The sequence below is a fragment of the Vibrio sp. 10N.261.55.A10 genome, from assembly GCF_041470825.1.
Classification (GTDB): domain Bacteria; phylum Pseudomonadota; class Gammaproteobacteria; order Enterobacterales; family Vibrionaceae; genus Vibrio; species Vibrio crassostreae_C.
Genome location: NZ_JBFRNC010000022.1, coordinates 38,420 through 50,313 on the forward strand (window position 1 = coordinate 38,420; position 11,894 = coordinate 50,313).

General features: G+C 46.9%; 9 protein-coding genes. 4 read left to right on the forward strand and 5 right to left on the reverse strand.

Translation table 11 applies throughout. The features are described 5' to 3' along the window. Nucleotides 1–2: 2 nt before the first annotated feature. Complete coding sequence (locus tag AB4274_RS06370; RefSeq protein WP_017061141.1) at nucleotides 3–542, forward strand: PadR family transcriptional regulator; 540 nt, start codon at nucleotides 3–5, stop codon at nucleotides 540–542. A gap of 124 nt (nucleotides 543–666) precedes the next feature. Here the strand turns inward: AB4274_RS06370 and metF are convergent, their stop codons facing one another. From metF to AB4274_RS06385, 3 genes are all read right to left on the reverse strand, one after another. Further along, nucleotides 667–1,566 (reverse strand): methylenetetrahydrofolate reductase, encoded by a 900-nt coding sequence (gene metF / locus AB4274_RS06375; protein ID WP_229647419.1) that lies wholly within the window; start codon nucleotides 1,564–1,566, stop codon nucleotides 667–669. 276 nt (nucleotides 1,567–1,842) lie between these two features. After that, nucleotides 1,843–4,254 carry a bifunctional aspartate kinase/homoserine dehydrogenase II gene (locus tag AB4274_RS06380; protein ID WP_017063682.1) on the reverse strand — a complete coding sequence of 804 codons (2,412 nt, stop codon included), beginning with the start codon at nucleotides 4,252–4,254 and terminating at the stop codon, nucleotides 1,843–1,845. Between the two features lie 2 nt (nucleotides 4,255–4,256). Continuing rightward, the gene (locus tag AB4274_RS06385) at nucleotides 4,257–5,438 is read right to left on the reverse strand and encodes an O-succinylhomoserine (thiol)-lyase (protein WP_017061143.1); all 1,182 of its coding nucleotides are present in this window, start codon (nucleotides 5,436–5,438) and stop codon (nucleotides 4,257–4,259) included. 208 nt (nucleotides 5,439–5,646) lie between these two features. Between AB4274_RS06385 and metJ the strand changes: the two genes are divergently transcribed. Beyond that, complete coding sequence (gene metJ, locus AB4274_RS06390) at nucleotides 5,647–5,967, forward strand: met regulon transcriptional regulator MetJ (protein ID WP_004415993.1); 321 nt, start codon at nucleotides 5,647–5,649, stop codon at nucleotides 5,965–5,967. Between the two features lie 166 nt (nucleotides 5,968–6,133). On the opposite strand, the gene AB4274_RS06395 is transcribed toward metJ, so the two are convergent. Further along, nucleotides 6,134–7,441, reverse strand: a complete 1,308-nt coding sequence (locus tag AB4274_RS06395; protein ID WP_017063680.1) for a malic enzyme-like NAD(P)-binding protein — start codon at nucleotides 7,439–7,441, stop codon at nucleotides 6,134–6,136. A gap of 334 nt (nucleotides 7,442–7,775) precedes the next feature. Next, nucleotides 7,776–7,994, reverse strand: a complete 219-nt coding sequence (gene rpmE / locus AB4274_RS06400) for a 50S ribosomal protein L31 (RefSeq protein ID WP_004737142.1) — start codon at nucleotides 7,992–7,994, stop codon at nucleotides 7,776–7,778. A gap of 331 nt (nucleotides 7,995–8,325) precedes the next feature. Between rpmE and priA the strand changes: the two genes are divergently transcribed. Beyond that, the gene (gene priA, locus AB4274_RS06405; protein WP_229647417.1) at nucleotides 8,326–10,527 is read left to right on the forward strand and encodes a primosomal protein N'; all 2,202 of its coding nucleotides are present in this window, start codon (nucleotides 8,326–8,328) and stop codon (nucleotides 10,525–10,527) included. Between the two features lie 240 nt (nucleotides 10,528–10,767). Then, a complete protein-coding gene (gene cytR / locus AB4274_RS06410; RefSeq protein WP_017061147.1) occupies nucleotides 10,768–11,772 on the forward strand; it encodes a DNA-binding transcriptional regulator CytR in 1,005 nt (334 codons plus the stop codon). The last annotated feature ends 122 nt before the right edge of the window (nucleotides 11,773–11,894 follow it).

The following is an 11,894-nucleotide window of genomic DNA, read 5'->3' on the forward strand; positions in this document are numbered from 1 at the left end:
ACATGTCATTACCACACGTAATTCTAACCGTTTTAAGTACACGCGATGCTACTGGTTACGATATCACAAAAGAATTCTCCGCAAGCATTGGTTACTTCTGGAAAGCTAGCCATCAACAAGTTTACCGCGAGCTAAATAAAATGGCTCAGAACGACCAGGTAACTTGCGTGCTTGAGCCTCAAGAAGGCAAACCTGATCGTAAAGTTTACTCTATCACTGATGCTGGCCGTGGCGCGCTAGGTGAATGGTTTGAACAACCAACTGCACACCCAACCGTTCGTGACGAGTTCTCAGCTAAGCTAATGGCTTGTGCTGTACAACCTTCTGACGCTTACCGTGTACAACTTGCTGAGCTAGTAGAAGAGTCTCGCAAACTGGTTTCTCACTACCGTGAAATCGAAGCAGCTTACTACGCAACGCCATCGACACTAGACAAGCAAGCACGCCTTGAGCGTCTAACACTTCGTCGTAACCTACTTATCCGTGAAGCATGGATTGTATGGGCTGAAGAAGTACTGCTTGAACTTGGCGCTCTAGCTTAAGTTAAGCTAGAAAAGCAAAAGGCTTGAACTCTATGAGTCCAAGCCTTTTTTGTATCTATAGGATTTGAAATGTTACTGCCAGAGGCTTTTTACAAGTGCTTAGGCTTTACTTCTTAGACTTTTCTTACAGCGCAGCGACTTGCGGACGAACACCTAGCGTATGGCAAAGTGCATAAGTCATTTCTGCACGGTTTAGCGTGTAGAAGTGGAAATCTTTCACACCTTCACGGCTCAGTGTACGAACCATATCAATTGCTTGGCTAGCACCAACAAGCTGACGAGTCGTTGGATCATCATCCAAACCTTCAAACTGCTTCGCCATCCAGCCCGGTACTTTTACGTTGTTCATCGCAGCAAAGCGAGATGCTTGCTTGAAGTTAGAAACCGGCAGAATGCCCGGTACAATCTCAACATCAACGCCAGCCGCTACACAGCGGTCACGAAAGCGTAGGTAGCTCTCTACATCAAAGAAGAACTGAGTGATGGCACGGTTGGCACCCGCATCCACTTTACGCTTTAGGTTAATAAGATCAGATTGAGCGCTTTTTGCTTCAGGGTGAACCTCAGGGAATGCCGCTACTGAGATATCAAAATCGTGGCGAGATTTAAGTAGCTCAACCAAATCACATGCGTACATCTCTGGCGCGCCGCCGCCTGCTGGAATATCACCACGTAGCGCAACAATACTCTCGATACCATTTGCCCAGTAATCGTCGGCAATTTGAATCAGCTCTTCACGGCTTGCATCAATACACGTTAGGTGCGGTGCAGCCACTAGGCCGGTTTGGTTTTTAATTTCTTTAATGATTGAGTGGGTACGGTCACGTTCACCCGAGTTTGCACCGTAAGTTACCGATACAAATTTTGGTTGAAGTGTTTTAAGGCGGTGAACAGAGTTCCACAGGGTCTCTTCCATCTTCTCACTGCTCGGTGGGAAAAACTCAAATGACACATTGATGTTGTCAGAAAGCTCAGCGATATTCTGATTTAAAGCGTCGATATGACTAGCGTGTGTGTATCCCATCTTACTCTCCCTGTGGCAAAAGCAACCACTAAAAACTCAAATCCTTAAACGACGTTTAGACGTCTATATGTCTGTAGAATGTATTGAATACGATTTAATGTCAACAGATCCATTATGAATTTTTCTCAAGTAGATCGTGAGTAAAACTCAAGTCGTTAGATGGGTCGCAAAGCAGAAATAATGTAGAAAAAAGGCTGAAAAACACATCGTGCTTTCAGCCTTATTTATCTTAGTGAATAGTATGCCATTTAGACACTAAACCAACCGATCTGAGTATCAGAACAGGCTAGACATTCTGTTTAAATCAGATTGAATTGCACCTGCCGTTACTTCACGACCGGCACCTGGGCCACGAATAACCAATGGATTATCTTTGTACCATTTGCTCTCAATCGCAAAGATGTTGTCGCAAGGCAACAAGTTCGCCAGAGCATGTTCTTTAGACAGTGCTTCAACGCCTACGGTTGCCTTACCGTTCTTCTCCAAACGCGCTACGTAACGCAGAACTTTCTGTTGAGAGTGCGCTTTCTCTAAACGCTCAGCCAGCTCTTCGCTCAGTACAGAAGCTTTGTCGAAGAAGTCATCCACAGATAGATCTTGCAGCTCTGCAGGTACGAGCGATTCCACTTTTACGTTTTCAGGTTCGATATCCAAACCAGATTCACGCGCCAGAATCACCAGCTTACGCATCACGTCTGAGCCATCTAGGTCAGCACGAGGGTCAGGTTCCGTAAGGCCTTGTTGCCATGCTAAGTCAACCAACTCGCTGAACGGCACGGTGCCATCAAACTGTTGGAACAACCAAGACAACGTGCCCGAGAAAATGCCAGACAACGCAATGATGTCATCGCCACTTTCACGTAGGTCACGTACCGTGTGGTTAATCGGCAATCCAGCACCCACTGTCGCGTTGTACAACCAATGACGGCTGATCTTAGCGAAAGCATCTTGTACTTGATGGTAATACTCGCTCGATGCAGAACCTGCCACCTTGTTCGCCGAGATTAGGTGAATACCTTGTTGTGCGATTTGCAGATACTTTGCTGCAAGCACTGGGCTCGCAGTCACATCCAGAACCACTGCTTCGTCATAACCTTGAATAGAGCCCAAACGCTCTAACCAGTCGTTACCATTGTTAGCAATAGCTTCGTCATCAAAGCGCTTACCTACCGAAGTCGCATCAATGCCTTGATCGTCGAACCAATAGGTTTGGCTATCAACCACGGCAACCAATTCAAAGTTCATTCCACGGCGCTTTTCAAGTTCCGCTTTTTGCTCAGCAAACAGGCTTAACCAGCTTGAACCAATATTGCCCTTACCACACAAGGCAATCGCAACACGCTTCTGCGCTTGGAACAGTTGAGAATGAATGCCTTTCACTAGACTTGATGTTTCACTCTTACGAATCACAGCCACCAAGCTTAAGCCTGAGTTCGCTTCTGAGATGAACTCAACCGGCGAGCTCTTAAGCTGCTGGTAGAAACCGTAGCAATGGTTAGGGTTCTTAGTCACACCCGCACCCACTGCAGCAATCAGAGAGAAACCTTCTTTTAGCTTAATTTCCGCTTCAATCGCATGGTCTTGGAGATATTCTAATGCACCACCAGCGATCTCCTCTGTGTAGGCAAGACGCAAACAGTGTTGATCCGGTTCAAGCTCATAAGCAAGCGGCTCAAGTTGAGCACGCTTAAGCCCTTCAAGCACTTCACTCTCTAGACGGTCGAAATCATGGCCGTGACCAAAGGTCAGTTGCACGATAAGCACTTCATCCAAAGAGGTAATGATTTTTGCGCCACGACCCGATGCCAGTACACGCTCGATCTGTGTAGAGCCCGCCTCCGGCTGATAGCTGCAGCGTAAGCTGAGATCCATAGCACTTTGAGCCACAGGCTGTAGCGTTCGGCTGTGAAGCACTGGAGCGGCAAGACGAGCCAATTCGCTGGCTTCATCAAGGCGAAGTAGAGGCAATAGACACGCATCTGAAACCAGACGAGGGTCAGCGCTGTAAACGCCTGCCACATCACTCCAAATCGTCACGCGTTCAACTTCAGCCAAAGCACCAATCACGGTTGCTGAGTAATCCGAACCGTTACGGCCAAGCAATACCGTTTCACCCTCGCAGTTCTGAGCCATAAAGCCCGTAATCACCACGCGGCAATGTGCATGCTGCGCCAAGGCTTCTTTGATCAGAGGGTAAGAACGTGCGCGGTCGACTTCAGGCTGAGCGCCCACTTCTGCACGTAAAAAAGCACGCGCATCTTGAGCAACGGCTTGTAAATCATGCTGGCACAACAAAGCCGCGAGTAGACGTGAAGACCAAACCTCACCGTGTCCAAGCACTTTTGCTTTTTGTGCTTCGCTCAAGGGAGCCGTTAGCTCACCCAAAGCGGTAAATTCTTGTTGAATGGTTGAAGTAAGTTGTGCGGCTGATTCACCCTCAAGCAGTGCTTCAATCAGATCGAGTTGGAACTGACGAAGTGCTTGTAGGCATTCATGGGCAATACGACCATCTTTGTCGAGCGCTTCAACAAATTCAATCAAACGGTTGGTTGTTTTGCCTGCTGCCGATACCACCACCAAATCAGATGCTGATGAGTATTCTCTAAGAATGTTGACCACGCGTTGGTAACATTCAGGATTCGCTAAACTGCTGCCACCAAATTTATGTAGCTGGCGAAAGGTTGCCATTATTAACCCTCCCCTTCAGCGATAAAGCGCTGTGTTCTTTCAAACGCTTGCTTGAGGTCATCGATTAGGTCTTCTGCATCTTCAAGGCCAACAGATAGACGCAGTAGTTGCTGAGAAACACCCGCTTCTGCTAAGGCTTCTTCACCCATCGCGCGGTGAGTCATCGACGCAGGGTGACAAATCAGGCTTTCAACACCGCCCAATGATTCTGCCAAAGAAAACAGCTCTAACTTATCAACAAAGTATTTAAGCGCCTCGAATGAGCCCGCAAACTCAAAACTGAGCATGGAACCAAAGCCCGATTGCTGTTTCTTCGCGATATCATGACCCGGATGTTCAGGAAGGCTTGGGTGGTAAATAGTGCCAACAAGATCTTGTTGCTGCAGAGACGCTAGAATTTCACGTGAGCTTTCTTCGTGAACTCGCATACGCGCACCTAGCGTACGAATACCACGTAAAGTCATGTAGCTATCAAATGGTGTGCCGGTCGCACCAATACAGTTGCCCCACCATGCTAACTCTTCAGCGTGTTCTTCTGTCTTAGTGACCACAACGCCACCAATAACATCTGAGTGTCCATTGATGTACTTAGTGGTTGAGTGGATAACAAAATCAGCACCCAGCTCTAAAGGCTTTTGGAACACAGGTGTCAAAAACGTGTTGTCGACAGCAACCAGAGCACCAACCTCTTTCGCTTTGCGGCAAGTTTCTGCAATATCAACCACACGAACCAGTGGATTCGATGGGGTTTCAATTAAGATCAACTTTGGCTTAAGCGCAATCGCCGCATCCAGAGCAGCTTGATCCGATTGATCAACGAACAGAACTTTGAAGTCACCTTTTAGCGAGCGAGTGTTAAACAGACGGTAAGTACCGCCGTAGCAATCGTGCGGTGCAATAATAAGATCATCGCCGCCTAAGAAAGCCGAAACCCATAAGTTAAGCGCCGAAGTACCACAGTTAGTCACAACCGCGCCTTTGCCTGATTCAAGCTCAAACAGTGCCGTCTCTAATAAACCGCGGTTTGGGTTACCAGAACGGGTGTAATCGTACTTTGGCACTTCACCAAAAGCGGGAAACCCATAGTTAGTCGAAAGATAAATGGGTGGGACAACGGCATGGTGTTGCGTGTCTGACTCGATACCAGTACGTACTGCGATTGTTGCTGGCTTCCGGCTGCTCATAGGTGCTTCCTTACAAGTTTTGCGTCTGAGAATCACAGCGGCTTGTCGGCATTTTGCGGCTGTGTTAGATATATGTTATTCACTTTACTTTCATAAACGTGAGACGTCAACACTTCTAGACGTCTATATGTCTTTGCTTATGGCAGTAAATCCCGCTAAAATCACCACTATTAATTTATTCTAACAACTAAAGTGATGAAGGTACGCAATGGCCGACTGGAATGGTGAATACATAAGCCCATATGCTGAGCATGGAAAGAAAAGCGAACAAGTAAAGAAAATTACAGTTTCTATCCCTCTAAAAGTGTTAAAGGTTCTTACTGACGAGCGTACTCGCCGCCAGATTAATAACCTACGCCATGCAACAAACAGTGAGCTACTGTGCGAAGCCTTTCTACATGCGTACACAGGCCAACCACTACCAACGGATGAAGACCTTCGTAAAGACCGCCCAGACGATATTCCTGCTGAAGTGAAAAAGCTGATGACAGAGATGGGTATCGAGTTCGAAGCGTTTGACGAAGAATAAAAACAACTCAGTCACTGCCTTCATTATTGATTCGCTCTAGCTGAACCTTATTTATCACATCGCGCATAGCTTTTTATGATTGCGCTGTGAATGATAGACATAAAAAAACCGACTCCAGATGAGTCGGTTTTTTATTATTCTTTTTGGCTCAATAGAGCAACAGCTATTAAGCCATATAGTTAGCAGGCATCTCGATACGAGCTACGCCAGATTCAACAGCCGCTTCCGCAACTGCTCGTGCTACGCGAGGAAGTAGACGTGGGTCCATTGGCTTAGGAATGATGTAACCCTTACCGAACTCCAGTGCAGTCTCGCCCGCAGCTGCTAGTACTTCAGCTGGAACTTCTTCTTTCGCCAGTTCACGAATCGCTTTAACCGCCGCTAGCTTCATTTCGTCATTAATTTCGCTCGCACGCACGTCTAGTGCACCACGGAAAATGAATGGGAAACAAAGTACGTTGTTTACTTGGTTAGGGTAATCACTGCGGCCTGTACCCATGATTAGGTCAGAACGAACTTCGTGTGCAAGCTCAGGCTTGATCTCTGGATCTGGGTTTGAACATGCAAACACAACAGGCTTATCAGCCATCAGCGTTAGTGCTTCAGCAGGCAGTAGATTCGGCCCCGATACACCCAAGAACAGGTCAGCGCCTTCGATAACATCTTCAAGCGTACGCTTATCAGTGTTATTTGCGAACAGCTCTTTGTATTCGTTTAGGTCATCACGACGAGTATGGATCACACCTTTACGGTCAAGCATGTAGATTTTTTCACGCTGAGCGCCACACTTAATCAGTAGTTCCATACAAGCAACCGCCGCTGCGCCAGCACCTAAACAAACGATCTTACACTCTTCAAGTTTCTTACCTTGAAGCTCGATCGCATTCAGCATACCCGCTGCCGTTACAATCGCAGTACCGTGTTGGTCATCGTGGAATACCGGAACATCACAACGTTCAATCAGGCGACGTTCAATCTCAAAACAGTCTGGTGCTTTGATGTCTTCCAGGTTAATGCCGCCGAATGTATCTGCGATATTCGCAACTGTATCAACGAACTCATCGATTGTGCGGTGTTTTACTTCAATATCGATAGAATCTAAACCAGCAAAACGCTTAAACAGGAGCGCTTTGCCTTCCATAACAGGTTTAGAAGCAATAGGGCCAAGGTTACCTAGGCCAAGAATCGCTGTACCGTTAGAGATAACTGCAACCATGTTGCCTTTACCTGTGTACTTATAAACGTTATCAACGTTCTGTGCGATCTCGCGAACAGGCTCAGCCACGCCTGGGCTGTATGCAAGTGCTAGGTCTTCTGCAGAGTTTGCAGGCTTCGTCAGTTCTACGGCAATTTTGCCAGGAATTGGGAACTCATGGTAATCAAGAGCTTGCTGACGGAATTGTTCTTGAGGCGATAACGATTTTTCAGATGATAACGCTTGAGAGGATTGAGCTTGGCTGCTGTCTTCAGACATAGGTGTAGGTTCCTAGGATATTATTATTTGGGGGATCTTGTTCATGTTAATGGATGTACTTCAAAGTTCCTAGGTGGTTGAAGCCTCTGTCTCATTAAAAAACGAGATTTCACTACTAATAAGACCAGTGAGCAGTTGAAATTACTATCGCTTGTTGAAGTTTCGTGCTGAATTTTGGTGAAGAGAGATACGCAAGGAATTGCCCTGAAATAGAATAGAGAGGCAACTTATCGTTGGGTGAGAGTGATGCTTGAATAGAAGTCAGTGCTTTCTCAAATTACAGGCAACAAAAAAGGACACCGAAGTGTCCTTTTTCATGTCTAAATAGCGAGAATTACTTCTTGCTAGAAAGAGCACCGAAACGCTTGTTGAAGCGATCAACACGGCCGCCAGTATCTACGATACGTTGCTTACCAGTGTAGAACGGGTGACATTTGTCACATACGTCTAGGTGGATTGATTCTTTTGCTAGCGTTGAGTTGAACTCAAATGTGTTGCCGCAAGAACAAGTTGCAGTAACTGCTTTGTATTCTGGGTGGATTCCAGCTTTCATGGGATAACCTCAAGTAGGCCGTGTCGCTATACGATTCTAAGCCGCACACCACACGTAGTTTAAAAAAGAAATAAAGACACCGCATCGACACAAAAGAGTGATGAAGCCATACCTTTAAGGCGCAGTATAGTAATGAATCTATAAAGCAGGATCAACCGATTTGATACATTTTTCACCAATTCTCTCTTTATTTCCTTTATCGGCCTGAGATTTCGGGCTGTCGTTGTCGGTATACGCTAACTCGCCACCTTCATCCAAACTGCTTCTCGAATTTAACCGCCTTATCCTTTAGACTGTTCGCTCTCGTCAACTCAGATAAAGCCGTCCCTTTATGCGTCCAATGATTGCCCGCGTGGCACTGCCTGTTCCACTCGACAAGCAGTTCGATTACAAGATTCCAAACCACCTATTTCCGATTATTGGTGGACGAGTCTCTGTGCCTTTTGGACGACAAACCTTAACCGGCATTGTCACGGCTCTGGTTAACGAATCTGAATTCGAGCTAGACAAGCTCAAACCGATTAAAGCCTTGTTAGATAATCAGCCTGTTTGGCCGGAATCTGTCTATTCACTATTAATGTGGTGCAGTCAGTTTTATCAGTACCCTCTTGGCGAAACCTTTGCTAACGCCCTTCCGAGCGCTCTAAGAAAAGGCAAAGCCGCCGACTTCGCGACGCTGGTTGAGTGGCAGTTAACGCCATCAGGCAAAGACCAACTGATGCAAGGTTTTGGTCGCGCGGTCAAGCAAGCCAAAGTGATGCACATGCTTGAACACGGCCCGGTTCCTCATCAAGAGTTCATTGATGAAGAAGTTGGCAGCGCCGTACTCAAAACGCTAGAAGAGAAAGGCTGGATTGAATCGGTAGAGAAAAAGCCAACGCGTCAGCCGTGGCCAGTTGATCTTGAAAACGACCAAGACAAGCCTAAGCTCAATGCCGAACAAGCCATCGCGATTGCGACCGTAAATAGCCAAACCGACTTTGGTTGCTTCCTGTTAGAGGGCGTTACTGGCTCAGGTAAGACCGAGGTTTACCTTAATATGATTAAGCCGATTCTCGACCAAGGTAAACAAGCGTTAGTGCTCGTGCCCGAGATTGGCCTCACCCCTCAAACGATTAACCGCTTTAAGCGACGCTTTAATGTACCTGTTGAGGTTATCCACTCAGGTTTAAACGATTCTGAGCGACTGAATGCTTGGTTATCGGCGCGCGATAAAATAGCGGGCATCGTGATTGGTACCCGTTCGGCTCTGTTCACGCCGTTTGCTGACCTAGGTATTATCATTGTCGATGAAGAACACGACGCGTCTTATAAACAGCAAGATAGCCTGCGCTACCACGCTCGTGATGTGGCGATCATGCGTGCGCACAAAGCGCAGATTCCAGTTGTGTTAGGCTCGGCGACTCCGGCCTTTGAGACGCTGCACAACGCTCAGATCGGCAAATACAGTTATCTCACCCTGACTTCACGTGCGGGTGTCGCACTGCCGACCACCAATAAGGTGTTGGACGTTAAAGGTGAATATCTAGAAAGTGGTTTGTCTGCGTCGTTAATTGCAGAGATGCAAAGACACCTCAAAGCTGGCAACCAAGTGATGCTATTCCTCAATCGCCGAGGTTTTTCTCCCGCATTGATGTGTCACGATTGTGGTTGGACAGCCGAGTGTAAACGTTGCGATGCTTACTACACCTATCACCAATACAGCAATGAGATGCGCTGCCACCACTGTGGTTCTCAGCAGCATATCGTGCACAATTGCCAAGGTTGTGGGTCTGTGAACTTGGTGACAGTGGGTGTCGGTACCGAGCAGTTAGAAGCTCAACTTGGTCAACTATTCCCGGAATACAAAACCATTCGTATTGACCGCGACAGCACCCGCCGTAAAGGCAGCTTAGAAAGCGCGCTCGAGTCGATTCGTAAGGGTGAATTCCAAATTCTTATCGGCACGCAGATGCTTGCTAAGGGTCACCATTTCCCTGACGTGACACTTGTGGCGTTATTGGATGTGGATGGCTCTTTATATAGTAGTGACTTCCGTGCCTCTGAACGTCTTGCGCAGCTATTCATCCAAGTAGCGGGACGCGCAGGACGAGCAAGCAAACCCGGTGAAGTGATCTTACAGACTCACCACCCCGAACATGGGTTGTTGCAAGCCTTGCTACACAAAGACTATAACCACTTTGCTCAGACGGCGCTAGCAGAACGTAAGCAGGCAATGTTACCGCCCTATACCTTTATGACGCTGTTTAGAGCAGAAGCCAATGACACTCGCTTGGTGGAAGAGTTCTTGCGTCAGGTTCGTCACACATTGGAATCGCACCCGCTGTTTGACCAATATTGCATGGTGTTAGGGCCAACCCCGGCTCCGTTAGCAAAACGAGCGGGCAAATCGCGCTGGCAGTTAATCTTACAAACTCAGACGCGCTCGTTAATGCAGAAGCTATTGATGAGTGCCAAGCCGGCCATCAATATGTTACCTGCTGCGAAAAAAGTTCGCTGGTCACTCGATATTGAGCCGCAAGATTTGAGTTAAACCCACTTGGGTTAAAACTAATGATAAGTTTGTTCACAAATATTTCATATTTCTCGTGAGCAACTTCACACTAGTCATGTGATTTTTGTTAATCTAGCCGTAACTTTACACGGATTAAACGAATAAAATATTGCAATAAAAAAAGTGTTAGCAACACTTTCATAATATCTATTCGATTACATTTATTATTCACGCCTTAGATGCTTAGGCGGCAAAGGAACTTAAAAGAGGGTTTAATTTATGGCGACAATGAAGGATGTTGCCCAGCTAGCAGGCGTCTCAACAGCCACGGTATCACGTGCATTGATGAACCCTGAGAAAGTCTCAGTTTCGACTCGCAAACGAGTGGAAACAGCAGTACTTGAAGCTGGATACTCACCCAATACATTAGCTAGAAACTTACGTCGCAACGAATCAAAAACCATCATCACTATTGTTCCTGATATCTGTGACCCTTATTTCGCCGAGATCATTCGTGGTATCGAAGATGCCGCAGTAGAAAATGATTACCTTGTTCTACTGGGTGATAGCGGCCAGCAAAAGAAGCGCGAGTCTTCGTTTGTTAACTTAGTTTTCACCAAACAAGCCGACGGCATGTTGCTGCTGGGTACTGACCATCCGTTTGATGTCAGCAAACCTGAACAAAAGAATTTACCGCCGATGGTAATGGCGTGTGAGTTTGCCCCTGAGCTTGAACTGCCTACGGTACACATCGATAACCTGACCTCTGCCTTTGAAGCGGTGAACTACCTAGCTCAGTTAGGTCATAAGCGTATTGCTCAAATTTCAGGACCAGTATCGGCAACACTGTGTAAGTTCCGCCAACAAGGCTACCAGCAAGCGCTGCGTCGCGCCGGAGTCTCAATGAATCCAGCCTATAGCACGGTCGGTGACTTCACCTTTGAAGCGGGCGCTCAAGCGGTTCGTCAATTACTGGCACTTCCTGAACAACCTACAGCTATCTTCTGTCACAACGATGCGATGGCGATTGGTGCGATTCAAGAAACGAAGAAGCTGGGCTTGCGCGTTCCTCAAGACCTATCGATTGTCGGCTTCGATGACATCCAATTCGCTCAATACTGCGATCCACCGCTAACCACCATTTCTCAGCCTCGTTATGAGATTGGACGCCAAGCGATGTTGATGATGCTTGATCTATTAAAAGGCAACGATGTGCAAGCAGGTTCGCGTCTGCTTGAAGCTAAATTAGTGGTTCGAGGCAGTACAGCGCCACCTCGAATATAACCCTTAGAAATACCCTTATAAATCTGCGGCACATTTTGATGTGCCGCTTCCATTTCTGCACTATTATCCTCGCGCAATCTGGATTACCATGAGGGCAGAATCAGCAACTATTGAATTGTCTT

Bases quoted from the DNA above. Each gene is read 5' to 3' on its own strand.
- AB4274_RS06370 (WP_017061141.1), top strand. From the start codon at position 3: ATGTCATTACCACACGTAATTCTAACCGTTTTAAGTACACGCGATGCT.
- metF (WP_229647419.1), bottom strand. From the start codon at position 1,566: ATGGGATACACACACGCTAGTCATATCGACGCTTTAAATCAGAATATC.
- AB4274_RS06380 (WP_017063682.1), bottom strand. From the start codon at position 4,254: ATGGCAACCTTTCGCCAGCTACATAAATTTGGTGGCAGCAGTTTAGCG.
- AB4274_RS06385 (WP_017061143.1), bottom strand. From the start codon at position 5,438: ATGAGCAGCCGGAAGCCAGCAACAATCGCAGTACGTACTGGTATCGAG.
- metJ (WP_004415993.1), top strand. From the start codon at position 5,647: ATGGCCGACTGGAATGGTGAATACATAAGCCCATATGCTGAGCATGGA.
- AB4274_RS06395 (WP_017063680.1), bottom strand. From the start codon at position 7,441: ATGTCTGAAGACAGCAGCCAAGCTCAATCCTCTCAAGCGTTATCATCT.
- rpmE (WP_004737142.1), bottom strand. From the start codon at position 7,994: ATGAAAGCTGGAATCCACCCAGAATACAAAGCAGTTACTGCAACTTGT.
- priA (WP_229647417.1), top strand. From the start codon at position 8,326: ATGCGTCCAATGATTGCCCGCGTGGCACTGCCTGTTCCACTCGACAAG.
- cytR (WP_017061147.1), top strand. From the start codon at position 10,768: ATGGCGACAATGAAGGATGTTGCCCAGCTAGCAGGCGTCTCAACAGCC.